Raw genomic sequence first — 24423 nt, forward strand, 5'->3', positions numbered from 1 at the left:
CCCCGGCGCGGCGCGCCGTCGAATGAAGCACGGCTGCACCTTCAGCCCTGCTCGCGGACAACCCTTTTCGCTCCGAAGGCGACGAGCGCGGTGCAGATCACCAGCACGCCGGTGGCCGCGGCTTCGGCGATCAACGAGCCGGAGTTCAGCACTTGCCGGTCCGGCACCAGGGAAATGCCCATCTCGTTCTTGGCGTCGCCGGCTAGTACCGCCGGATAGACCAGGCACACGACGGCGGTGACGAACGCGACGACCGCGCATCCACATGCGACGAGCCCGAGCACGCGCACTCGGGCCGCGCCCAGGACCGCGGCGCCGGCCGCGAGGGAGGCGATCAACACGACCCATCCCGGCACGCTGTCCACCATGCCGGCGAGCAGATGGCCGTATTCCTGCCTGTCCTCGCCGACGTAGACGCCCAGGCCATTCCACCGAATGGGCAATCCCAGCCGGCTGACGTCGACCCAGGGCAGCAGTGTCAATGCGGCTGATGCGATGGCCGCCGCGACGGCCACCACGGTGATCACCTTGGTACGCAGCATGTTTCCTTTCGATCGGCCGGCCGGGACGAATTTCGCGCCGGCCACTCAGGGTAGGCGGGATGGCCCGTCACGCAAAGGGCGAGTTAACCCCCGAGGTCAGGGGTACCCCACCGGGCATGGGGTGGGTAACCGAGCACGCGGTCGCGATCTTCTCGGCTTTGCTTTCGGCGTTCTGGGCTGCGGTGGGAATCGTCGTTCGGCAGCGCGCGACCCACCGGGTTCCCGGTGATGAGGCCATGTCCGCCACGATGGCGACGACGCTGGTTCGCCAACCGCTGTGGTGGGCCGGGACGTTTGCCGCGGTTGCCGGCTACGCGTTCCAGGCCGTGGCGCTGGCCCACGGCTCGCTGCTGTTGGTCCAGCCGTTGTTGGTGTCGTCGCTGCTGTTCGCGCTGCCGCTGAGCGCGGCGCTGTGCCACCAGCGCATCAGCGGGCCCCAGTGGGGGTGGGCGATGCTGCTGACGGCGGCGCTGGCGGTTTTCCTGCTGGTGGGCGAGCCCCGGGAAGGGCATAGCCGCCCCCCGATACCGGCGTGGACGCTGGCGCTGCTGATCACGGTCCCCGCGGTGATCGCCTGCGTCGTCGCCGCGCACCGCGCCGCGGGCCGGATGCGAGCGTCACTGCTGGGTGTCGCCGTGGCGGTCCTGCTCGGCATGATCGCCGTGGTGACCAAGGTCTGCACCCACCGCTTCGCGATGGGCGGCTGGCATGCGCTCTTGACCGTCCCGGCCCCGTACGTGCTGGTCGGACTCGCGGTGACGGTCACGGTAGTGCAGAACTCCGCGTTTCACGCCGGCGCGCTGCAGGCGTCGGTGCCGATCATGCTGGTGGGCGAACCGGTGGTCGCCGTCCTGCTCGGCGTGGTGGTGCTCGGCGAGCACTTGGCGGTGGGCGGCGCTAGCGCGCTCGTCCTCGTCCTCGCGGTGGTGGCCATGGGGGCGGCCACCGTCGCGCTCGGCCGCAGCCAGGCCATCGAAAACGGCGGCGTCGCGGGCGAGGCGCCCACCGCAGCGCCGGAGCGTGACGAGGCCGCGCTGACGGCGGTCGGGGTAAGCCCGCGCGGCGGGCGTTACGCCAACTGATCCTGGGGTATCGGTTCGGGCAGCGTGTTCGCTTTGGTGGTCATGTCTTTGCATTCGCCGTAGATGGTGATCGACCCGCCGGAATTCTGCACCGGCGAGTAAGGATCGAAGACCGCCGTAACCCCTTGTTTGCTGACCGCGGAGCCGTGCGTGCGGAAGTCTCCCGGCCCGCCCCAGCCGTGTTGTTTCAGGGTCGCAACCATCTGCTCGATCTCGGCTCGGGATGCTTCCAGGGTGGGCGCGTGGTCGTAGGCGATGCCGACGATTCCCCGGAAGGGCGCCACAGCCTGGTCGTTACAGGAGTCGCGGCTGAAATGCGCCGACACGCCTTTGAGTCCCAGCGTGGTGGCGATCTCTCGCGCCGCATTGACCACTTGGGCCCTGGATTGTTCGGGAGTCATCGGGTTGGGCACCCCTTCGCTCAGATTCCTTACGCTGCTGCAGGATTGAAGCGCGAGGGTCAGCACCCCCGCCGCGGCGAGGGCAAGCAACCACCGCCAGGTGGCGCTGCTGATTCCCCTTAAGGTGTTCATGGCTGTTCTCAATGGTAGTGGCCTCCTGTCGGGCGTCGAAGTGCCTCCGGGTCGAATTCATCGGGGAGCCAGTAACTGCCGCGGTGCTGTGCGGTCATATTGTCGTGTTCTAGTGCGTCACCGTGACCGGATGCGATGTCGGCGATGCTGAACAACGATTCGTTCCCGGGCGTGAAGTAGGAGCTGTGGTCCTTCAGCGGGAAGGTCAGCCCCGGCGCTTCGGCCTTGAACCGTGTCGAACCCCAGCCTTCGACGGCCGGGTCGCTACCGAGCCCGACCGTGACTCCGGTTCCGGGCAGGTGTCCCTGGATGCCGCCGAGGTGGGTGATCGGGTCGGTGGATGCGGCGCCGACATAGACGTGTCCGCCTTCGGGAAGGTGGAAGTCGCCGGCGTTATGGGCAAGGTCGGTTCCTGGACAGCCCACCAGGACAACGTCATTGGCGTGCATCCCGGATCCCGCCGCGGCGTCGGCCACCGTAGTGGAGCCGTAGGAATGACCCACCACGGTCACGTGTGAGTTGCCCGGTTGGTGAGTCACGCCGAGCGCGTTGACATCCCCGGCCAGTAGGCCTCCTCCGTTTCTGGCGAGCGTCGTCTGCCCGATCTGGGGATCTAATGCGCTGTCTGGGGCGTGATACCCCATCCACACCAGAACCGAATTCGATTTGTTCGGATCGGCCCGTTGCGCTTCGTTGTAGATGTTTCGTCCGTCCGTGTGACTCAGATAGCCGTCGCGCACGCTGCTGCCCGTTCCCGGTACGAGCACGGTGGTGTTGTCGGCCTTGTCGGGGTTGCCGATGGCGATGGCTTCCCTGCCCCGACCGTCGAACGCTTCGGGATCGTAGGTCTGCAGGAACACCGGGTTCTTGCTGCCATCGGGGTTCGTCCCGTTCGTGTTGAGGCCGTCGCGTGTCTTGAGCGCGTTGTTGTAACGGGTGATGGCCGACGGCGACAGGCCGTACAGCTCCGGATGCTGGGTCACCTGGTCAACACCGACATGGGCTCGGTCAGCGGCGCTTTGCACGCGGGCGATGTCGTCGTTCATCACCGCCTGGTTGACCGTGTCCCGGCTCACGGTCTCAATGCCGTTGAGGTTGCCCAACTCCGGCGGATGCTGCGCGAGCAACTGATCGCGCTGTTCCTGACTGAGGGAATTCCACCACCGCTTGACGTCTTCGGGTTTGGTGTTCGGTGGCGGGATGTGAATCTGTTCGGGTTTGTCCTGGGCGTCCGCCGGCGCAAGCGGCTTGGGGTCATACCCGTCAGCACGCAGATTTCCCAGCGAGTTCTGCAGCGTGGCCGAATAGTCGTTGCGTATCGAGTTCAGCTGGTTGAGAGCGACTTTGGTGTCGTTGACGGCGGACGTTTTGATGGCATCGATGATGGCGTGCAGTTCCCGCTGGGTCTGCGCGTCAGGGTGGTCCCGCAGATCCTGCTCCGCCAGATCGATCAGATGGTCGAGCTGCTCCAATTGCCCTTCCAATTGGGCGATCTCGCGGGCTCCCGCCTGTTGCGCGCCGGCCAACGAGGCGGCGATGTTCTCCAGGTCTGCGCCGATTTTGGGCAACTGTTCGGATTGCGCGCCAAGCGATTTGACGGTGCGCTGCACTTCAGCGGAGTCGTTGATCGGGCTGCCGCCGTCCTGATGGTTCCAGGCGGCGTTGAAGCGTTGCTGCGCCTGCGCGAATGCGTGGTCGGCCTCGGCCGTGTGGCGGCCCGCCCCATGGAAGGCTTCCGCCAGACGCGCGATCTGGGCCGGGTTACCGGCCTGCAGGGTTCGGTTGATCGCCCACGGGTCGCCGCCGGCCCCCGCGATCAGCTCCGCGATGGTGAGATGCTTCAACTGCATCGCATGTCCGTACCGCGCACGGGAGAAAGATTACCGCCGCCAGGTTGTCGATCAATTCACCTTCGGCTGCGAGCGTCACTTTGGATGCCAAGGGATTTCGCCATGAGACGATTCGTGAACCCGACGATCAAAAGGACTCGAAAACGCGAGCGCGACAAGGCAATCCAGGTCAGGAGCACAGCAGCAGGACACCCTCCCGGTGGACTTGGAGTTGGAGGAAGTACCGGGAGGGTGCCTGGCTTTTGTCGACGGTGGTCACCTGGCGCGTGAGTCGCCCTCCACGACGAATAAGAGCCGATCGACGAAGGCGAGATCGTCGGCCAGCTTTTCGATCAGCTCCGCGGCGCGAGCCTGCCGGACCCCGGCCAGGCGATCGTGCGCGGACACGGCCGACTCACGGGCGGCGAGGATGGCGGTACGGCATTGGCGTAACGCGCCGAGAGCGTCGGGAGAACCAGCCATGATCGCCCCCTGGGTGATGCTGTGCTGGATGAATTCCCCCCAGCACGCCCGGCGACACCGGCTTGACCGAATTGTTACAACTTGTCTTGTATTAATTGCGCACGTGTCGCACAGCGGGCGCCGGCGGCGAGCGTGGACTACGCACGGCGCCGGCCGAAAACAGGCTTGGTGGCAGGTACAGGATTCGAACCTGTGAAGCTTTCGCGACGGATTTACAGTCCGCTCCCATTGGCCGCTCGGGCAACCTGCCGCCAGACAGGTTACAACGAGCGAGTAGACAAAGCACAAACGCCTATCACCGGATGAAGGGACGGAATGCATGGCGGACTCATCGTTCGACATCGTCAGCAAAGTGGATCGCCAGGAGGTCGACAACGCGCTCAACCAGGCCGCCAAGGAGCTGGCCACCCGCTTCGACTTCCGCGGCACCGACACCACAATCGCCTGGAAGGGCGACGAGGCTATTGAGCTGACCTCGTCCACCGAGGAACGCGTCAAGGCGGCCGTGGACGTCTTCAAGGAGAAGCTGATCCGCCGGGACATCTCGATGAAGGCCTTCGACGCCGGCGAACCGCAGGCCTCGGGCAAGACCTACAAGATCAACGGCTCCCTCAAGCAGGGCATCAGCAGCGAGAACGCCAAGAAGATCACCAAGCTGATCCGTGACGACGGCCCCAAGTCCGTCAAGACGCAGATCCAGGGCGAGGAAATCCGGGTCACCAGCAAAAAGCGTGACGACCTGCAGGCCGTCCAGGCGCTGCTCAAGCAGGCCGACCTGGACGTGGCGCTGCAGTTCGTCAACTACCGCTGACCGGCCCGGCGCGGTTTCCCGGTTCCTAGCCCGACCAACCGGTGGGTCTCTAGGCTAGTGACGAGTCCCACAATTTGAGCGAGGTTCGCGATGACCGTGACTCCCCAGCAAGCCGCCGACGGTGGTGCGACCGAGGCCGGGTACACCGACGTGATCATCGTCGGTGCCGGCATCTCCGGCATCGACGCGGCCTATCGGATCACCGAGCGCAATCCGCACCTGACCTACACCGTCCTGGAGCGGCGAGCGCAGATCGGCGGGACGTGGGACCTGTTCCGCTACCCCGGGGTGCGCTCGGACAGCAGCATCTTCACGCTGTCCTTCCCGTTCGAGCCGTGGACCCGCAAAGAGGGCGTGGCCGACGGCGTGCACATCCGCGAGTACCTGGCCGCCACCGCGCGCAAGTACGGCATCGATCGGCACATCCGGTTCAACAGCTATGTGCGGTCGGCCGACTGGGACTCGGCGACCGACACCTGGACGGTCACCGTCGAACAGGACGGGGCGCGCAAGCTCTACCGCGGGCGCTTCCTGTTCTTCGGCAGCGGCTACTACAACTACGACGAGGGCTACACGCCCGACTTCCCGGGCATCGAAGAGTTCCAGGGCACCGTGGTGCACCCCCAGCACTGGCCAGAAGACCTCGACTACACGGGCAAGAAGGTGGTGGTGATCGGCAGCGGGGCGACCGCGGTCACGCTGCTGCCGTCGTTGTCGGACCGGGCCGCCAAGGTCACCATGCTGCAGCGCTCGCCGACCTATCTCATCTCGGCGTCCAAGTACGGCACTGTCGCCGCCGTCTCGCGAAAGCTGTTGCCCCGCAAGCCCGCCCATCTTGTTGTTCGCATGTACAGCGCCCTGACCGAGGCGGTGTTCTTCGCGTTGTCGCGCAAGGCGCCGGGGTTCGTGCGCTGGCTGTTGCGGCGAAAGGCGATCAACAGCCTGCCCGCCGGCTACGACGTCGACACCCACTTCAAGCCGCGCTACAACCCGTGGGATCAGCGGATGTGCCTGATCCCCGACGCCGATCTGTACAACGCGATCACCGCGGGCTCGGCCGAGGTGGTCACCGACCACATCGACCACTTCGACGCGACCGGCATCGCGCTGAAGTCCGGCGGCCATCTCGACGCCGACATCATCGTCACCGCCACCGGCCTGCAGCTGCAGGCGCTCGGTGGGGCCACGATCAGCCTGGACGGCACCGAGATCAAGACCAGCGACCGCTTCGTCTATAAGGCGCACATGCTCGAAGACGTGCCGAACCTGTTCTGGTGTGTGGGCTACACCAACGCGTCGTGGACGCTGCGGGCCGACATCACCGCCCGGGCGACCGCAAAACTCATGGAGCACATGGCCTCTCACGGCTATACCCGTGCCGCCCCGCATCGCGGCAACGAGCCGATGACCGAGAAGCCGTCGTGGGACATCAACGCCGGCTACGTGTTGCGCTCGGTGCACATGCTGCCGAAGTCGGGCACCAAGCGGCCGTGGAACGTGCGGCAGAACTACCTGGCCGACGCACTGGACTACCGCTTCGACCGGATCGAGGAGGCGATGGTGTTCGGCCGGGTCGATGACCGCGCACCGCTGGCCGGCTAGCCCGGTCTGAGTGTTCGTGAACTGCTACTAAATCGCAGGTGTCCGCAATACGCTGATCGCCATGGCATCTGAGAAGCGCGAACCCAAAGTCGTTGTGCTCGGTGGCGGTTCCTGGGGCACCACCGTGGCATCAATCTGCGCTCGTCGCGGTCCGACGCTGCAGTGGGTGCGCTCCGAGGCGACCGCCAGCGACATCAACGACAACCACCGCAACAGCCGCTACCTCGGCAACGACGTCGTGCTCAGTGACACCCTGCGCGCCACGACCGACTTCGCCGAGGCGGCCAACTCCGCCGACGTCGTCGTGATGGGCGTTCCCTCGCACGGCTTTCGGGGGGTGCTGAGCGAGCTCGCCAAGGAGCTGCGGCCGTGGGTGCCGGTGGTGTCGCTGGTCAAGGGGCTCGAGCAGGGCACCAACATGCGGATGTCGCAGATCATCGAGGAGACGCTGCCCGGCCACCCCGCCGGCATTCTGGCCGGGCCGAACATCGCGCGCGAGGTCGGCGAGGGCTACGCCGCCGCGGCGGTGCTGGCGATGCCCGACCAGCACCTGGCGACCCGGCTGTCGGGCCTGTTCCGCACCCGGCGCTTCCGCGTGTACACCACCGACGACGTCGTCGGGGTGGAGATGGCCGGGGCGCTGAAGAACGTCTATGCCATCTCGGTCGGGATGGGCTACTCGCTGGGCATCGGCGAGAACACCCGCGCGCTGGTGATCGCCCGCGCGCTGCGGGAGATGACCAAGTTGGGCGTCGCCCTCGGCGGCAATCCCGATACCTTCCCGGGCCTGGCCGGCCTGGGTGACCTCATCGTCACCTGTACCAGCCAGCGCAGCCGCAACCGCCATGTCGGTGAACAACTGGGGGCGGGCAAGCCGATCGACGAGATCATCGCCTCGATGAACCAGGTCGCCGAGGGCGTCAAGGCCGCCAGCGTGATCATGGAGTTTGCCAACGAATTCGGGCTGACCATGCCGATCGCCCGCGAGGTCGACGCCGTGATCAACCACGGCTCGTCCGTCGAGCAGGCCTACCGCGGCCTGATCGCCGAGGTACCCGGCCACGAGGTGCACGGTTCCGGCTTCTGAACTGGTCGTTCCGAGCTGGCCAAATTCAAATCTTTGCGTTCTCTATGGGCACGGCCCGCCAGCTTGACCGGTCTTTGCCAGCAAAATACCGTCAATCCAGGCGGCCAGCGGTATCCGGGCGCGATCCTGCGGGTCACCCCGGCGTAATCGTTTGTACGCCAGCGCGTTACGAAGAAGTAATGAGCGCACTATGGGCGGATATCGGAACATCCCCCGCTAACTCCTATCGAGGGACGCGACCGATGCACAACGTTGAACAGTCGGGCCAAAAAACCCGTGCACGTCGGCTGAGCGAACCGCGCATCAATCGGTTGCGCGGCATCATCCGGCACGACCTACCGTCATCGCTGGTGGTGTTCCTGGTGGCGCTCCCGCTGTCACTGGGGATCGCGATCGCTTCGGGCGCCCCGGTGCTCGCCGGCCTGATCGCCGCGATCGTCGGCGGCATCATCGTCGGCTCGCTGGGCGGATCGCCGCTGCAGGTCAGCGGTCCCGCGGCCGGGCTGACAGTCGTGGTCGCCGACCTGGTTTCCGATTTCGGTTGGGGCATAACGTGTTTGATCACCGTTGCCGCCGGAGTGGTGCAGGTGCTGCTGGGCCTGAGCCGGGTCGCCCGTGCGGCCCTGGCGATCTCACCGGTCGTCGTACACGCGATGCTGGCCGGCATCGGCATCACGATCGCCCTGCAGCAGGCGCACGTGTTGCTCGGCGGGAAGTCCAAGAGCACGGCGTGGCACAACCTCATCGGGCTTCCGGGCCAGATCATCGGCGCGCACCGGCCGGGGGTCATCCTGGGCGTGCTGGTGATCGTCATCCTGGTGGGCTGGCGCTGGGTTCCCGCCAAACTGCGCCGCATTCCGGGTCCCCTGGTTGCCATAGTCGCGGTGACGGTGATCTCGGTGGTCTTCCCGTTCCACGTGCGACGGATCAACCTCGAGGGCTCCCCGCTGGACGCGCTGCGATTGCCGGATCTTCCCCACGGCAACTTCGGTGCGGTCGCGATCGGGGTGATCACGGTGGCGCTCATCGCCAGCGTCGAGAGCCTGCTGTCGGCGGTGTCGGTCGATCGGATGCACAACGGTCCGCGCACCGATTTCAACCGCGAGTTGGTGGGGCAGGGAGCCGCCAACATCGTGTCGGGCACCATCGGTGGGCTGCCGGTGACCGGGGTCATCGTCCGTAGCTCGACAAATGTCAACGCGGGCGCCAAGTCTCGCGCCTCGGCGATCATGCACGGCGTCTGGATCCTGCTGTTCACCATCCCGTTCGCCGGGCTGGTCGAAGAGATCCCCACCGCCGCGTTGGCCGGACTACTCATCGTCATCGGCATTCAGCTGCTCAAGCCGGCCCACATCGAAACCGCAATGAAGCACGGCGATCTGGCGGTGTACGTCGTGACCGCCGTCAGCGTCATCTTCCTCAACCTGCTGCACGGCGTCATGATCGGGCTCGCGCTGGCCATCGCCCTGACCGGATGGCGGGTGATCCGGGCCAAGATCGAGGCAACGCCGGTGGGCGACGACGAGTGGCGGGTGAGCATCGAGGGCGCGGCATGCACCTTCCTGGCGCTCCCGAGGCTGACGCGGCTGCTGGCGTCGATTCCGCAGGGCGCGACGGCGACGGTGACCCTTGCGGTCCACTACCTCGATCACGCCGCCCATCAGACGATCACCGACTGGCAGCAACAGCACGAGGCGACGGGCGGGACGGTGCACATCCGGGGCGGGACCGACACGGGCCGCCGCGACGTGCACCAACCGCTGGTCGAGGCCCAAAGCCCGGGTGCCGCAGCATAATTGGCGCTCGGGTTGAGCCGGTTCGGGGACGAGGCGCCGCGGGTGCCCGGCCGGTCAGTCCACGTCGATGCGGACGTGTAGCCGCTTGCCGCACACCTGCGCCAGCCGTTGCAGCACGTCGCCCCGGGGCACCTCGGTCCCGTCCTCCCAGGCGGCGACCTCGGCCTGGGTGGTGCCCAGCGCCTCGGCCAGCTGGGCCTGGTTCATCCCCGCACCGGCGCGCGTTTCGAAGATCAAGTCGAGCAGATCCAATGCCAGCCCGGCTTCGTGAATGTCCATCGAGTTGGGTTCAGTCACCGCCAATCACCGTCCAACTCCGATGTACGTGGGTCAGGGCTACCGCCCGGCCATTTGTTCCAGCCGGCGGATGCGGTCCTCGATCGGCGGGTGCGTCGAAAACAGCGACCCGATCCGCTCGCCCGCGCGGAACGGATTGGCGATCATCAGGTGCGCCTGGCTGGCCAGCTGGGGCTCGGGCGGCAACGGGGCCGCCTGCACCCCGCCGGAGATCTTGCGCAGGGCCGACGCCAGGGCCAGCGGGTCACCGGTCAGCACCGCGCCCGATTCGTCCGCCTGGTATTCGCGTGATCGCGACACCGCCAACCGGACCACCGTCGCCGCGATCGGGCCCAGCAACGAAACCAGCAGCAGCGCAAAGGGATTCTCGCCGTCGCGGTCGTTACCGCCGAACATGCCGGCGAACATGGCCATGTTGGCCAGCGCGGTGATCACCGACGCCAGCGCCCCGGCGATGCACGAGATCAGGATGTCGCGGTTGTAGACGTGCGAAAGCTCGTGTCCCAGTACGGCACGCAGCTCGCGCTCGGTGAGGATGCCCAGAATGCCGGTGGTGCAGCACACCGCCGCGTTGCGGGGGTTGCGCCCGGTCGCGAATGCGTTGGGCGCGTTGGTGTCGCTGATGTACAGCCGGGGCATCGGCTGGTGCGCGGCGGTGGCCAGCTCACGCACGATCCGGTACATGGCCGGCGCCTGCACCTCCGACACCGGCTGCGCGTGCATCGCCCGCAGCGCCAGCTTGTCGCTGTTGTAGTACGTGTAGACGTTCATCCCGATGGCGAACAGCACCGCGAGGAACATCGCGGTCTTGCCGAAGAGCGAGCCGACGAACACGATCAACGCGGACATGCCAACCAACAACGCGAACGTCTTGAACGTGTTGTGATGCGGATGCCAGGTCATCGGTGTCTCCTCGGAACACTCGGGTCGCGCGTTACTGCCGATTACAGCTCATAGAACGCCCGAGACGGCCCCGTTGGTTCCACAGGGCGCTCGCGATCACCACTAGCCGAATGGTGGCGACCCGCTTCACGCGGCTGCGCCGCGCTCGCGATCACCACTAGCCGTGCCGGCTGATGGTGTAGTCGACCAGCGTCTGCAGCGCCTGCCGGCCCGGGACGTCGGGCAGCAGGGACAGCTCCTGGCGCGCCTGGTCCGCGTATTCCTGCAGCGACTGCTTGGCCTTGGCCATGCCCGGTGATGCCCGCAACAATCCCAGCGCCTCGGCCACCGCCTCGTCGTCGTCGATGGGCCCGACCAGCAGCTCGCGCAGCCGCGCAGCTTCGGGCCCGGGTTCGCGCAGCGCGTAGACCATCGGCAGGGTGTGCACGCCCTCGCGCACGTCGGTGCCGGGCAGCTTGCCGGACTCGTGGGAGTCGCTGTCGATGTCGATGATGTCGTCGGAGATCTGGAACGCGGTGCCCACGATGCCGCCGAGGCGGCTCAGCCGCTCCACCTGATCGGGGTCGGCGCCGGAGAACATCGCCCCGAACCGGCCCGCCGCGGCGATCAGGCAGGCGGTCTTCTCGTACACCACCTTCAGGTAGTGCTCGATCGGGTCGGATCCCTCGACGAACCCGCGGGTCTCACGCATCTGGCCCGTCACCAGTTGGGCGAACGTCTCGGCGATCAGCCGCACCGCCTCCGGGCCCAGCCGCGACACCAACCGGGATGCCGTCGCGAACAGGTAGTCGCCGGCCAGGATCGCCACGTTGTTGCCCCAGCGCACGTTGGCGGTGGGGGTGCCGCGGCGAACTTCCGCCTGGTCCATCACGTCGTCGTGGTACAGCGTGGCCAGGTGCACCAGCTCGATGACGGCGCCGGCGATGGTCACGTCCGCGCTGTCCGGGTTGGGCCCGATCTGCGCCGACAACACGGTGAACAGCGGCCGGAACCGCTTGCCGCCGGCCTTGAACAGGTGGGTCAGCGACTCGGTCATGATGTCGTCGGCGCTGCGCAGTTCGGTGTCCATGAGCTGCTCGATCCGTCCGACGCCGTCGCGCACGGTCGCCGCGAAAGCCGGGTCGCCGAAGTCAACGCCCGCCACCACCGTCGCCGGAGTACTCACGGGACCAAACATACTGGTGTGCATGAAGACGGGAGCGACCCGAGCCCTCGAGGCCCAAGTGGTGGTCGTGGGCGCCGGACCCGCCGGTTCGGCGGCGGCGGCCTGGGCCGCCCGCGCGGGCTATGAGGTGCTGGTCGTCGACTCGGCGAGCTTTCCCCGCGACAAGGCCTGCGGCGACGGGCTGACTCCCCGCGCGGTCGCCGAGCTGGAGCGCCTGGGGCTGCGGGACTGGCTGGACACCCGCATCCGGCATCGGGGGCTGCGGATGAGCGGGTTCGGCGGCGAGGTGGAGGTCGACTGGCCGGGCCCCTCGTTCCCGTCCACCGGCAGCGCGGTGGCCCGCCTCGAGCTGGACGACCGGATTCGCAAGGTCGCCGAAGATTCCGGGGCGCGGATGTTGCTGGGGACCAAGGCTGTTGCCGCACAACAGGATTCGTCGGGCCGGGTGACGTCGGTGACGTTGGCCGACGGCACCGAGGTGAGCTGCGCCCAGCTGATCGTGGCCGACGGGGCCCGGTCGACGCTGGGCCGCAAGCTGGGCCGGCGCTGGCACCAGGAAACGGTGTACGGCGTCGCCGCCCGCGGCTATCTGGCCACCGCGCGCGCCGACGACCCCTGGCTGACGTCGCATCTGGAGCTGCGCGGACCCGAGGGGGCCGTGTTGCCGGGGTATGGCTGGATCTTCCCGCTCGGCAACGGCGAGGTGAACATCGGCGTCGGGGCGTTGTCGACGTCCAAGCGGCCCGCCGATTTGGCGCTGCGGCCGTTGATCGACTACTACACCGACCTGCGCCGCGACGAGTGGGGATTCTCCGGCCGGCCCCGCGCGGTGGCCTCGGCGCTGCTGCCGATGGGCGGCGCGGTGTCGGGGGTGGCCGGTGCCAACTGGATGCTCATCGGTGACGCCGCGGCCTGCGTCAACCCGCTCAATGGCGAAGGCATCGACTACGGGCTCGAGACCGGGCGGCTGGCGGCGGCGCTGCTGGACCACCCCGACCTGTCGCAGGTGTGGCCGTCGCTGTTGCAGGAGCACTACGGTCGGGGCTTCTCGGTCGCCCGGCGGCTGGCGTTGCTGCTGACTTTTCAGCGGTTCTTGCCGTCGACCGGACCGATCGCCATGCGCTCGACGGCGCTGATGACCATCGCCGTGCGGGTGATGGCCAACCTGGTCACCGACGACGACGCGGACTGGGTGGCCCGCGCCTGGCGCGGCGGCGGGCGGCTGTCGCGGCTGCTCGACCGCCGCACGCCGTTCAGCTGACCGAGCGTGCGTATCACCGCTGGTCGGCGGGCCGGCCGCGGTCCCACGGGGCCGGCGATCGTCGATCTACTTTCGTCCGCGCACCCGCGGCGAGGCGTGTATAGTCCAGCTAATGAAGGGAACGAGGCTGGCTACTATCGGAGCCGCTGCCGCCGCCGCTGCTGCTGCTATCGCGCTGGCCGGGCCGGCGCAGCTTTCCGCGCCCGCGCAGGCCGACCCGCCACCGACGGCGCCATACCCGACGCCGCGCACCCCGTCGCCCCCGAGCGACTACGACGCCCCATTCAAGAACACCGTCAACGGCTTCGGCATCTACCAGCCGCAGGACCAGCTGGCGTGGCTGGGCAAGATCACCTGCGAGCGGATCGGTAGGGGCGTGGACGGCGACGCGTACAAGTCGGCCACCTTCATCCAGCGCAACCTGCCGCGCGGCACCACTCAGGGCCAGGCGTTCCAGTTCCTCGGCGCGGCGGTGGACCATTACTGCCCCGACAAGGTCGGCTTCGTGCAGGCCGCCGGCAATCACTAAAGCTTTCTCAGCGCAACGGTTTGTACCCGGCGTGTAAGGCGACGATGCCGCCGGTCAGGTTGCGCCAGCGCACCCCCGACCAACCGGTCCGGGTGATCTGCTGCGCTAACCCCGCCTGATCGGGCCACGCCCGAATCGATTCCGCGAGGTACACGTACGCGTCGGGGTTGCTGGACACCGCCCGGGCGACCCGCGGCAGCGCCCGCATCAAGTACTCCTTGTACACGGTGGCGAACAGCGTGTTGGTGGGCGTGGAGAACTCGCACACCACCAGCCGGCCACCCGGCCGCGTGACGCGGGCCATCTCGCTCAGCGCGGCCTGGGTGTCGACGACGTTGCGCAGCCCGAAACTGATTGTCACGGCGTCGAATACGTCGTCACCGAACGGCAGCCTGGTGGCGTCGCCGGCGACCTTGGGAACGTTGCGCGCGGCACCGGCCGCCAGCATGCCGACCGAGAAATCGGCGGCCACGCACCACGCCCCGGATTTCCTCAGTTCCACGGTGGACACCGCGGTGCCCGCGGCGAGGTCCAGCACCTTCTGGCCGGCACCGATGGCCAGCGCCGACCGGGTCGCCTTGCGCCAGTACCGGTCCTGACCCATCGACAGCACGGTGTTGGTCAGGTCGTAGCGGCGGGCGACGCCGTCGAACATGGACGCGACGTCCCGGGGATCCTTGTCCAGCTCCGCGCGACTCACCAGGCAAACGCTACCTGTTCGGGGAATGAGGTGGCGCGGTCGGCGTTGTATGGGGGCGTGACGGAAAAAGTTTGGTTTATCACCGGGACATCGCGAGGTTTTGGACGGGCGTGGACGATCGCGGCGCTGGAGCGCGGCGACAAGGTCGCGGCCACGGCGCGCAACATCGCCACGCTGGACGACCTCGTGGGCAAGTACGGCGACGCGCTGCTGCCGATCCGACTGGACGTGACCGACCGGGCGGCCGACTTCGCGGCGGTCAAGGAAGCGCACGACCACTTCGGCCGGCTCGACATCGTGGTGAACAATGCCGGCTACGGCCAATTCGGGTTCGTCGAGGAACTCTCCGAGCGGGACGCACGCGATCAGATCGAGACCAATGTCTTTGGGGCACTGTGGATCACCCAGGCCGCGCTGCCGTACCTGCGAGAGCAGGGCAGCGGCCACATCATCCAAGTGTCCTCGATCGGGGGCATCACCGCGTTCCCGTTGGTCGGCATCTACCACGCGTCGAAGTGGGCGCTGGAGGGCTTCTCGCAGGCGCTGGCCCAGGAGGTCGCCCCGTTCGGGGTGCACGTCACGCTGATCGAGCCGGGCGGTTTCGACACCGACTGGGCCGGCGACTCGGCCAAGCACGCCGATCCGCTGCCGGCCTACGACGACGTTCGCGCCGCCGTGCAGGCCGAGCGCAGCCGCCGGTGGGCCAGCCCGGGTGACCCGTCGGCGTCCGCGGCCGCCTTGCTCAAGGTGGTCGACGCCGAAAAGCCGCCGCTGCGAGTGTTTTTCGGCGCTTCCCCGCTGGAAACCGCCAAGGCCGACTACGAGAGCCGGCTGCGCAACTGGGAGGAATGGCAGCCCGTCGCGGAGCTCGCGCAGGGCTGATCGGCCGTCGATTCGTGTCGTAACGGCCTGTCCAGGTCGGCTCGCCTGCTCGATTTGGTCCTCGATTGCGGACAACTAGCACGCGAGAAGAGAGTTGCGGCGAACCCGAAAACGGGTAAGCGCTGTGGTACCACCTGGAACGGAATCGAGGGACACGTTATGAGCGGCGCGGATAAGGCCCGAAACAAGGTGCGGCTGATCACGGGCAAGCTCAAGGCGGCAACCGGCCGCGCCACCAACGATCCGACGTTGGCAGCTGAGGGCAGAGCGGACCAGCGGGCGGCCCATTTGAGGGATGCCGGTGAAAAGGTCAAAGACGCATTCCGGCCTCGTCGGCGCCGACAGGTCTAGCCGCAAGCAAACCGCCGCGGGCGATACTCGGCAGCAATGGAGTAGTCGATTACTCACCCCGCCACCACGCAGCGGACAGATAATTGTGAACGTCTGCGAGGAAAGGCGGTCCGATGTCCGCACCCCAGTTCCCGCCCGTGGAAAGCTGCGACGTTTGCATCGTCGGAGCCGGCATCGCCGGGTTGAACGCCCTGTTCGCGGCCAGCCGATACCTGTCCCGCGAGCAAAAGGTGATCCTCATCGACCGGCGGCCACGCGTCGGGGGCATGTGGGTCGACGTCTACCCCTACGTCCGCCTGCACCAACCGCACCCGATGTTCACGGCGGGCAACATCGCGTGGACGCTCGGCAAGGACCGCAGCTACCTGGCGACCAAGGGCGAGGTGCTCGACCATTTCGAACACTGCGTCGAGGTCATACGGCAGCGAGTGCAGGTCGACGAGTACTTCGGCTGGACTTTGGGGTCCGAGGTAGAGCAGAACGGAATCGTCCGGGCCACCTGTAGCGCCGCCGACGGCCGCAGGCTCGTGGTCGAGGCCAAGCGGTTGATCAAGGCGTATGGCCTGGGGATCACGCCGAACGAACCGCTCGAGATCTCCAGCGCGCGCGTCCATTCGGTGTCGCCCGACTACTGCGACGTCCGGACGGGCGACATCCGGCAAAGCGATGCACCGGTGTGGATCATCGGCGGCGGAAAAACCGCGATGGACACCGCACACGCACTGATCACGACCTACCCCGGTCGACAGATCAACATGGTCGCCGGCCGCGGAACGTTCTTCTCGTGCCGAGACACCCTGTTGCCGAGCGGCGCCCGCCGCTGGTGGACGGGCACACCGCCGAGCGCCGTCGCGACCCAGCTGAGTCGTCGGTACGACGGCACGAACGAATCGGAAGTCCAAGACTGGTACCGCGCCACCCATGGCACGTTCCTGACCCCACAGTCGGACAACTTCGTGTTGGGCGTCTTGTCGCAGGCCGAGAACCGCACGATCTCCGCCGGCCTGAACGATCTTGTCATGGATTATTTCGAGGATGCGGTCGACCGCAATGGCAGCACCGATCTGGTGTTGCGGAGCGGATCGACGAAGACGATCGAACCGGGCAGCTGGATCGTCAACTGCACGGGCTACGTCAAATTCCCCGACGAATATCCATACGAGCCCTACGTATCACCCAGTGGCGCAGTGGTTTCCATCAACGTGCGGTCGGCCACGCTGCACTTGCCCGCGTTCATGGGGTATTTCCTGGGCCACCTGATGTTCTTGGGCAAGCTCGGAGAGATCCCGCTCTACGAAATCGACTGGATGCATCTGCGGCAGAAGGCGCCGCTGGCGTTCCCGTACGTGCTCTTCGCACTCGTCGGCCACAACCTCAGCCTCATCTACGACAACGTGCCCAGCCGCGTGTTCGCCGAGAACGGCCTCGATTTCGACAAGTGGTATCCGCTGGCGCGCCGCCTGCCAGCTGTGGCGCGGTTCATGCTCACGCACCGCCGCGAACGGGAGCGCCAGCGCCGCGTCCTCGACACGGTCCGGGAGCGGTTCGAAATCCGTTGCGGCCCATTGAGTCCGCAACGCGTGTCCGGCGCGACAAGGTAGTACCCCGTCATGGCAGCATCTCGGCCCAGCCGATATGCCCTTCGTAGCCGACTGTTTTGGCCATATCGCGATACTCATCCCGAAATCGCGTGTAAGCAAAGGCGTCACCCTGGGCGCGGGCCAGCAGCGCCCGCATCCGCGACGTCCAGATGTCACGCATCGCCAAACCCTCATCGGCCGGAGCGGTCGCCAACCGGTCGATCGCGACCTCGGCTTCAGCCACATCATGGTCGGTCGCGCGAGCCAGCAGCGTCTCCACCAGAACCGCCGTGGCCGGAATGCCCCACAGCAGAAGGCGTTCGCAACGAAATAGATGGTCGACGGCGGCGCGAATCGCCGGTAGGCAAGCGTCGTGATCTCCCTGCCTCGCCGACTCACGGGCCGCGTAGACCTCGACAATCGGCAAATCGCTCAGATTGTGTCCTTGGCCCGAGAACACTTCCCCGATCTCAACCAACACCTGCCGGCCCCGACTGCGCTCGTCATGGCTGTCGCGGTGCACCAGCGCAACGCCCAGCGTCGCCTTGATGAATCCCACCACCACGTCATCGCTGGATCGCTCGGCGACTCGTAGCGCGTTCTTGATCTCGTGCAGCGCAACGTCATCGGGCCTGCGCACGCCGAACGGTATTCCCAGCAGATAGATGTAGCCGACCACCCCGGCGTAGGACGCGGCGTCAGCGCGGCGGGCCATAGCCAAGCCGTGGCGCAGGTCTGCTGACCATCCGCGACGACCCAGCGAATATCGCGCCATACCCCGCGACACAAAGGCGAGCGCCAACGGGCATCCCACTAGGAAGTTGCCTTTGGATGGATCACCGTCGGCCAGGTCGATAGTGGCTTGTGACCATTGCAGCACGTCACACCATTCGGCGTTTTCGATCTTGCCGTAGATCACCGGGAAGGACAGACCCACCGTCAGGTTCGGGTCTGCGACCGACTCAGCCAGGGCCCAGGCAGCCGAGGCCAGCTGCGACGCCTCGCGCACCCGATCCTGATGCGCGTAGCCAACCACCATCCCCGCCGTTGCGATCCCAAGTGACGCCTTATCTCCCGCGGCGCTGCACAACTCCCGCAATTCATCGAAGCGGTCACCGGCAAGGCTGGCGTGGACTCGCCAGCCCGTCCCGCACAACATGGTGCGCGGCGCTATGCGCATGGCCGGCCGGCGCGGGTGATCGGCGGGCAGAGCGTCGGCGATGTCTGCCGCGCGCCCCCAGCTCGCTCGCGCGGCGCTGATGTCCCGGTTGGTCGCCCAGGTGGCGGCGCGCAGGTGCCAGTCGTAGGCGGCGGGCAGATCACCGGCGGCCTGCACATGTTCGGCAATCAACGCGGCGTTTTCGTCCCCCGATTGCGGATCGCGGGCTTCGATTGCGGCGGCCACCCGCCGATGCAGCTCCGAGCGATCCGATCTGAGTTGTGCGCCATAGGCCACCGAGTGAATGAGCGGATGGTGGAACACATACTCCGGGCGCCGAGTGAGGCCGACGACATCGATGAGCTGGGCCGCCAGCAGTTCGTCGATCTCGGGCTCAACATCCAACGCGGTGAGTAGGTCCAGCCCGAACCGCGAGCCGATGACCGCCGCCGCGCCTAGCGTGCGCTTGGCTTTCGGATAGAGGCGGTCGATGCGCGCGGCGATGGTCGCCTGCAATGTGGCCGGCACGCTCACTTCGCCGACCTCCGTTGCCGACGTGTAAGCACCGGGCTCGCCTCGTAGCACACCGCGATCGGCCAGTTCACGCACCAACTCTTCGGCGAAGAATGGATTACCGGCGGCGCGCTCGGCGACTCTGCGACCCAGGGCACCGACCGACGGGTCCGGCCCGAGCAGATGTGTGACCAGTGCTGCCGTTTCTGAAATACTCAGCGGTGCAAGGGCTATGGCGCGCGCATCGGACACCCGGGTCAACGCACCCCGGTACTCCGGCCGGTGGGTGACCAACACCAGCGTGGGCGTTCGCGGGACCACCTCGAGGAAATCGGTCAGCATCGACTCGCTGATCTCGTCGATCCAGTGGGCGTCCTCGACGACAAAGACCGCCGGGCGCTGGCGGGCCAGTCTGGCGGCGTGCACCAACGCGGTCAACCGCCTGCGACGCGCATTGGGATCAACCGCGGGCACGGCGGTGGTCGGGTCGGCGATGCCCAGCAGGTCGTCGAGCAGCAGCACGTCCTCGGGATCTGCGTCCGGAAATCGGTCCCGTACTCGCGCGCGGGCCGCCTGTCCCCCAAGACCTTCGATGCCCGTGACCGCCCGCAGCAGCCGCGCCACGGCATGGAATGGGACCTGGCTGGTGTGTGACTCACAACAGGCGGTCAACACCTCCGCACCCCGAACCGCTGCCATCGCGGCCACCTCGCGCGCCAGGCGGCTCTTGCCGATGCCGGGTTCGCCCACCACCACAACCACAGCGCCGTGACCGGCGAGGGCGCGCTCCAACAAGCCCTCCACGGCGGACATCTCCCACCGACGACCAACCAGATTCGAGTCGGCGCGACCGGCGGCGCGGTGCCGGTCTCCGATGCCCAGTAACCGGTGGGCGGTGACTGGTTCGTTGACGCCCTTGATGCGGACCAACGCCGGTTCGCTTAGCGCCGCCGCCTCGTCAACCAGTCGCGCGGTGGAGACGCTGAGCATCACCCCGCCCGGCGGTGCGACCGATTCCATCCGCTGGGCCAGGCCCACCTGATCACCCATCGCGGTGTAGCCGAAGGATCCAGAACCGAGCTCACCGGCGATCACCTGACCGGAGTTCAGCCCCACCCGCACGAGCAACGTCGCACCGTCTCGGCCCTGCACCTCGTTGCCCAGCGCCTTGGCTTCTTCCTGAATGCTCAGCGCCGCGAGGCATGCGCGCAGGGCGTGGTCCTCCATTGCCGCCGGCGCGCCGAACACCGCCATGATGCCGTCGCCGGTGAACTTGTCCACCGTGCCGCCGTACCGCCGGACGACGGCCGCGCAGCGGTTGGCCAGGTCGACCATGATCTCGCGCAGCCGCTCCGTCCCGACGGTTGCGGCGATGTCCATCGAGCGGACCACGTCGGCAAACAGGACCGTGACCTGCTTGTATTCGGCGCGGGTAGCACCGTCGCGTACCCGTGCGCCGCAGTGATGACAAAACCGGGCGTTATCAAGAGTTTCGGTGCCACATGTCCGGCACGCTGCTATGGCCGTCATCCGCCCCTCCGCTGATCCGGCCCCCACGTCTGCAGTGGTTCTCCGAAAGGATAGGCCGCTGAACACCCCGCTTGGGAGTGTTGATTCCAGGCCGGCAAGACAGGGCAAGACAGGTAGTCGGCTACGCATGTGCCGCGCGGGGGTGCGGCCGAGACTCGGTATGGAAGCACATCGCCGACGACTGAGGCCTCACCATGACCACCACGATTGACCCGCCGGTTTGCCCCAATGTCTTCGATGCCGGCCTGCCGGCGATCGATTATGAGCTCTGCGGAAGCCTCGAGGAGGCCCACGCGATCATCAGCGAGGCGCGCCGCCGGGCGCCGATCGCCATCGGCCCGCACGGGCCGGAGTTCCTGACCTATGAACTGGTGCGCACCGTGCTGCGCGACCCGCGGTTCCGTATACCGCAAGGCATGTTCCTTGCCTCCCAAGGGATTACCAGCGGACCGCTGTGGGACCGCGTCGCGACGAACCTGATCAGTCTCGACGGGCCCGAGCACCACCGGCTACGCCGACTGGTCTCCCATGCCTTCACGCCGCGAGCCACCGCGCGGCTGGGCACGACCATCGTCGAGGTGATCAACCAACTCGTTGACCGCCACACCGCGACCGGGCGCTGCGAGGTGGTCGCCGACATCGCTCGCCAGTATCCGATCCCGATCATCTGCGCGCTGTTGGGCGCCCCGGCCGAGGATTGGAGGCTGTTCTCGGAATGGACCGACGACATCTTCAAGGCCTTCAGCTGGGAGGTCGCCGGCCACCAAGAGACGATCTTGGCGGCCTGGGACGAACTCGACGCCTACATCGACGGCATGGTCGCCCAGCGCCGCGACCGGCTGACCGACGACCTGATCTCCGAACTGATCCGGGCCGAGGACGACGGGGACCGCCTCAGCATCGACGAGCTGCGGATGCTGGCGGCGGGCCTGCTGGTGGCCGGCACCGACACCACCCGCAACCAGCTGGCCGCCTCGGTGCAGGTGCTGTGCGACCACCCCGACCAGTGGACGATGCTGGCCGAGCATCCCGAGCTGGCGGCCAACGCGGTCGAGGAGACGATGCGGCATTCGCCGATCGCGGGCGCCACCCTGCGCACCGCCCTCGAGGACGTCGAGATTGCGGGGTTCACGATCCCGGCCGGCACGCTGGTGATCGCCAACACCGCTGCGGCCAACCGTGACCCCGCCGCCTACGACGACCCCGACCGGCTGGACATCACCCGCGCGGCGGCGGCGCCGATGCAGACGTTCGGCGCCGGCATGCACTACTGCCTGGGTGCCAATCTGGCTCGGCTCGAGCTCGCCGAGGCCCTGACGGTGATGGCACAACGCATGCCCAACGCTCACCGCACCGGCCCTGCCCCATGGAAGCCGCTCACCGGACTGAGCGGACCACTCACGCTCCCAATCGAATTCGGCCCGGTTGGGTGAACGGGGCCCTAGCTCATTCGCCTTGGGCGTGACGCGTCGCGCTCAGTTGTCGCCGGGCAAACGGCGAGAGCACCGCCTCGTAGTGGCCGAGCAGCTCGTCGCAGATGACCGGCCAGCTGCGCCCGACCACGCTGCGCCGGGCGGCCAGCGCGTAGCGCGGCCGTTCGGCGATCAGGTGTGCGACCGCGTCGGACAGCCGGGGTTCGAACTCGTTGACGGCCAACAACAGACCGGTACGCCACGGGGTGACGAGGTCACGTGGGCCGCCGGCGTCGGGGGCGATCACCGGCAGCCCCGACGCCAGCGCTTCTTGCACGACCTGACAAAACGTCTCGTGCTCACCGGGATGCACGAACACGTCCATGCTGGCGTACGCCGCGGCGAGTTCGTCGCCGTAGAGCGCGCCCGTGAAAATCGCTGCCGGCATTGCCGATTGCAGCTTGGCGCGGTCGACGCCGTCACCCACGATGACGAGCTGAACCGCGTCGCTGGCGGCCAGGCCGGCCAGGCGCTCGACGTGCTTCTCGGGCGCGAGCCGGCCCACAAAACCGACGATGGGCTTGCCCAACGGCGACCACTGCCGCCGGAGCGCCTCGCTGCGCGCCGACGGCGCGAACCGCAGCACGTCGACACCGCGCGCCCACCGGTGCACGCGCGGAAAGCGGTGCGCGACAAGAGCTTCCATCGTGACGCTGGACGGTGCCAGGGTACGGTCGGCGAGCCCGTGCAGGTGACGGAACCAGGCCCAGGCGGCCCGCGCCGTCATCGGGATGCCGTAGCTCGCCGCGAAGCCCGGGACGTCGGTCTGATACACCGCCACCGTCGGCACCCCCAACCACCGCGCCGCGCGCAGCCCGCCGTAGCCCAACAGCGCCGGCGAGGCCAGGTGCACCACATGGGGATCAAATCCACGCAACACCTTCACCAGCCGGGGGGTGGGCACCCCGAGCGGCAGGCTGGTCACCTTCGGGAACATCCGCGACGGCACCCGGTGCACGCGAATGCCGTCGTAGATGCGGTCCGCCCGAGGCTGGCCCGGGGGCGTGTCGGGGGCGATGACGAGGGCTTCGTGACCCGTCCGGCGCAGATGCTCGAGCACCCGGATCACCGAGTTGCTGACACCGTTGACTTCGGGGAGGAAGGATTCCGCGACGATGGCAACGCGCACATCACTACCGTGTCAGCATCGACTGTCGACAAGGTTTCCTGCTGGCATACGTCACGCGAAATCTGCAGGTCGGGCACCGTCTGCGGCCGAGCTCGGCGGTCCGTCTCGGGGCGCGTCGCGGCGGTCCAGCCACTTGTCCAGCAGCGCCAGCACGATCAGGATCGCCGCCGCGCCCAGCCAGCCCACCACCGCGATCGAGCCGGCCGGGATGATCGCCAACCCGGCGTTGCGGTGTTGCACGCGAACCAGGTTCGGATCGTTCTTGTTGTACTCGACGTAAATCCGCATCCCGGTGGCCAGATGGGACGGATAGAGCACACCGAGCTCGGGACGATAGGTGACCCGTTCGGGGGTGACGAATTCGATGGTGGAGCGGCGCGGCCCGGCGCTGAGCACCTCGGCCTGCGCGACGCCCATGTTGTGGGTGATCGCGATGTCGTCGCGCCAGGCGCCGGCCACCAGCAACAGCGACTGCAAGGTGACCAGGCCGATGACGATCAGCACCGCAATCCGGGCCCACCGCAACACGATCCGAACGCGAGTTTTCGGCGGCGCGTCACTGCGACCATGAATCAGTATGTGCAGCAGCACCTTTGGCGATATTGCCATCTAGGCGCGCCTCACAGCGCGGCCTTGATGGCGGCGTGCAGTTGGCGCAGCGACGACCGGTCGGCCTTGACCTCCAGCACCCGCATCCCGGCCCCGGGTTCGTCGAGGGCCGCCGCCAGTTCGCCGACCTCGATCTGGCGGCTCTCGACGTGGTAGGCGCGGCACAGCGCGCCCACGTCGACGTCGTGCGGGGTGCCGAAAACCCGTGACGACACGTCGGAGAACCGCGGGTCGCCCTGCTCGAGCAGTTCGAAGATGCCGCCGCCGTTGTCGTTGGAGACCACGATCGTCAGCCGGCGCGGCGTGGGCTCGGTGGGCCCGATCAGCAACCCGGAGCTGTCGTGCACGAAGGTCAGGTCGCCGATCAGCGCGACCGTGCGTGCCGGGGTGTCCGGCCCGCCGTGGCGTTCGTGGGCGAGGGCCGCGCCGATCGCGGTCGATACCGTGCCGTCGATGCCGGCGACGCCGCGGTTGGACCGCACCCGGATGCCGTGGGTGTCCAGGCCGACCAGCGCGGCGTCGCGGACCGGGTTGGACGCCCCGAGCACCAGTTGGTCGCCGGGCACCAGCGCGTCGGC

The 24423-nt window shown here is 67.5% G+C and carries 23 protein-coding genes and 1 tRNA gene; 11 read left to right on the top strand and 13 right to left on the bottom strand.

Annotated elements, in window-relative coordinates; genetic code table 11:
• Positions 1-41: 41 nt before the first annotated feature.
• Complete coding sequence (locus A5659_RS07835) at positions 42-542, bottom strand: hypothetical protein (RefSeq protein ID WP_231997767.1); 501 nt, start codon at positions 540-542, stop codon at positions 42-44.
• A 116-nt stretch (positions 543-658) separates the two neighbouring features.
• Here A5659_RS07835 and A5659_RS07840 point away from each other — a divergent pair, with 116 nt between their 5' ends.
• Positions 659-1624 (top strand): DMT family transporter, encoded by a 966-nt coding sequence (locus tag A5659_RS07840; protein WP_066866396.1) that lies wholly within the window; start codon positions 659-661, stop codon positions 1622-1624.
• Here A5659_RS07840 and A5659_RS07845 read toward each other — a convergent pair.
• The 4 genes from A5659_RS07845 to A5659_RS07860 all read right to left on the bottom strand — a co-directional run bounded on the left by A5659_RS07845 (position 1612) and on the right by A5659_RS07860 (position 4719).
• Complete coding sequence (locus A5659_RS07845; RefSeq protein ID WP_231997768.1) at positions 1612-2157, bottom strand: hypothetical protein; 546 nt, start codon at positions 2155-2157, stop codon at positions 1612-1614. The two genes, A5659_RS07840 and A5659_RS07845, sit on opposite strands and share 13 nt — an antisense overlap.
• 8 nt (positions 2158-2165) lie before the next feature.
• Positions 2166-4007, bottom strand: coding sequence for an alpha/beta hydrolase (locus tag A5659_RS07850; protein ID WP_066866398.1), 1842 nt, complete (start codon positions 4005-4007; stop codon positions 2166-2168).
• Between the two features lie 255 nt (positions 4008-4262).
• Positions 4263-4469 carry a hypothetical protein gene (locus tag A5659_RS07855; protein WP_066866401.1) on the bottom strand — a complete coding sequence of 69 codons (207 nt, stop codon included), beginning with the start codon at positions 4467-4469 and terminating at the stop codon, positions 4263-4265.
• Between the two features lie 166 nt (positions 4470-4635).
• A tRNA-Tyr gene (locus tag A5659_RS07860) sits at positions 4636-4719 on the bottom strand.
• 69 nt (positions 4720-4788) lie between these two features.
• Between A5659_RS07860 and A5659_RS07865 the strand changes: the two genes are divergently transcribed.
• The 4 genes from A5659_RS07865 (at position 4789) to A5659_RS07880 (ending at position 9765) form a co-directional block, all read left to right on the top strand.
• Positions 4789-5280 (top strand): YajQ family cyclic di-GMP-binding protein, encoded by a 492-nt coding sequence (locus A5659_RS07865; RefSeq protein ID WP_066866403.1) that lies wholly within the window; start codon positions 4789-4791, stop codon positions 5278-5280.
• A gap of 90 nt (positions 5281-5370) precedes the next feature.
• Entirely contained in the window at positions 5371-6882 is a 1512-nt protein-coding gene (locus A5659_RS07870; RefSeq protein ID WP_067180231.1) for an NAD(P)/FAD-dependent oxidoreductase, read from the top strand.
• A gap of 61 nt (positions 6883-6943) precedes the next feature.
• Complete coding sequence (locus tag A5659_RS07875; protein WP_066866407.1) at positions 6944-7969, top strand: NAD(P)H-dependent glycerol-3-phosphate dehydrogenase; 1026 nt, start codon at positions 6944-6946, stop codon at positions 7967-7969.
• 242 nt (positions 7970-8211) lie between these two features.
• Positions 8212-9765 (top strand): SulP family inorganic anion transporter, encoded by a 1554-nt coding sequence (locus A5659_RS07880; protein ID WP_231997769.1) that lies wholly within the window; start codon positions 8212-8214, stop codon positions 9763-9765.
• Positions 9766-9819: 54 nt separating this feature from the next.
• On the opposite strand, the gene A5659_RS07885 is transcribed toward A5659_RS07880, so the two are convergent.
• From A5659_RS07885 to grcC1, 3 genes are all read right to left on the bottom strand, one after another.
• Entirely contained in the window at positions 9820-10044 is a 225-nt protein-coding gene (locus A5659_RS07885) for a helix-turn-helix transcriptional regulator (protein WP_067020956.1), read from the bottom strand.
• Positions 10045-10101: 57 nt separating this feature from the next.
• Complete coding sequence (gene htpX, locus A5659_RS07890) at positions 10102-10965, bottom strand: zinc metalloprotease HtpX (protein WP_066866411.1); 864 nt, start codon at positions 10963-10965, stop codon at positions 10102-10104.
• Positions 10966-11122: 157 nt separating this feature from the next.
• The gene (grcC1, locus tag A5659_RS07895) at positions 11123-12130 is read right to left on the bottom strand and encodes a nonaprenyl/(2E,6E)-farnesyl/geranylgeranyl diphosphat synthase (RefSeq protein ID WP_067180235.1); all 1008 of its coding nucleotides are present in this window, start codon (positions 12128-12130) and stop codon (positions 11123-11125) included.
• Positions 12131-12152: 22 nt separating this feature from the next.
• Between grcC1 and menJ the strand changes: the two genes are divergently transcribed.
• Positions 12153-13391: a menaquinone reductase gene (gene menJ / locus A5659_RS07900; RefSeq protein WP_067180238.1), complete on the top strand. Its 1239-nt coding sequence runs from the start codon at positions 12153-12155 to the stop codon at positions 13389-13391.
• 112 nt (positions 13392-13503) lie between these two features.
• Positions 13504-13920 carry a DUF732 domain-containing protein gene (locus A5659_RS07905; protein ID WP_066866417.1) on the top strand — a complete coding sequence of 139 codons (417 nt, stop codon included), beginning with the start codon at positions 13504-13506 and terminating at the stop codon, positions 13918-13920.
• 7 nt (positions 13921-13927) lie between these two features.
• Here the strand turns inward: A5659_RS07905 and A5659_RS07910 are convergent, their stop codons facing one another.
• Entirely contained in the window at positions 13928-14620 is a 693-nt protein-coding gene (locus A5659_RS07910) for a demethylmenaquinone methyltransferase (protein ID WP_067180241.1), read from the bottom strand.
• Between the two features lie 57 nt (positions 14621-14677).
• On the opposite strand from A5659_RS07910, the gene A5659_RS07915 reads away from it, so the two are divergent.
• The 3 genes from A5659_RS07915 to A5659_RS07925 all read left to right on the top strand — a co-directional run bounded on the left by A5659_RS07915 (position 14678) and on the right by A5659_RS07925 (position 17454).
• On the top strand, positions 14678-15502 hold the full coding sequence (locus tag A5659_RS07915; protein WP_067180244.1) for an SDR family oxidoreductase: 825 nt from the start codon (positions 14678-14680) through the stop codon (positions 15500-15502).
• Positions 15503-15661: 159 nt separating this feature from the next.
• Positions 15662-15853: a CsbD family protein gene (locus A5659_RS07920; protein ID WP_066866423.1), complete on the top strand. Its 192-nt coding sequence runs from the start codon at positions 15662-15664 to the stop codon at positions 15851-15853.
• A 113-nt stretch (positions 15854-15966) separates the two neighbouring features.
• Complete coding sequence (locus A5659_RS07925) at positions 15967-17454, top strand: FAD-dependent oxidoreductase (RefSeq protein ID WP_067180248.1); 1488 nt, start codon at positions 15967-15969, stop codon at positions 17452-17454.
• Between the two features lie 7 nt (positions 17455-17461).
• Here the strand turns inward: A5659_RS07925 and A5659_RS07930 are convergent, their stop codons facing one another.
• Positions 17462-20635 (bottom strand): adenylate/guanylate cyclase domain-containing protein, encoded by a 3174-nt coding sequence (locus A5659_RS07930; RefSeq protein WP_067180251.1) that lies wholly within the window; start codon positions 20633-20635, stop codon positions 17462-17464.
• Positions 20636-20829: 194 nt separating this feature from the next.
• Here A5659_RS07930 and A5659_RS07935 point away from each other — a divergent pair, with 194 nt between their 5' ends.
• On the top strand, positions 20830-22068 hold the full coding sequence (locus tag A5659_RS07935) for a cytochrome P450 (RefSeq protein WP_067180254.1): 1239 nt from the start codon (positions 20830-20832) through the stop codon (positions 22066-22068).
• A 13-nt stretch (positions 22069-22081) separates the two neighbouring features.
• On the opposite strand, the gene A5659_RS07940 is transcribed toward A5659_RS07935, so the two are convergent.
• The 3 genes from A5659_RS07940 to A5659_RS07950 all read right to left on the bottom strand — a co-directional run.
• Positions 22082-23236, bottom strand: coding sequence for a glycosyltransferase family 1 protein (locus A5659_RS07940; protein WP_067180258.1), 1155 nt, complete (start codon positions 23234-23236; stop codon positions 22082-22084).
• A gap of 51 nt (positions 23237-23287) precedes the next feature.
• Positions 23288-23845: a DUF3592 domain-containing protein gene (locus tag A5659_RS07945; protein ID WP_231997771.1), complete on the bottom strand. Its 558-nt coding sequence runs from the start codon at positions 23843-23845 to the stop codon at positions 23288-23290.
• Between the two features lie 11 nt (positions 23846-23856).
• A partial coding sequence (locus A5659_RS07950; protein WP_231997772.1) for a thiamine pyrophosphate-binding protein occupies positions 23857-24423 on the bottom strand: 567 nt, incomplete at its 5' end.

This window comes from Mycobacterium sp. 1165196.3, from assembly GCF_001673415.1.
GTDB lineage: Bacteria > Actinomycetota > Actinomycetes > Mycobacteriales > Mycobacteriaceae > Mycobacterium > Mycobacterium europaeum_A.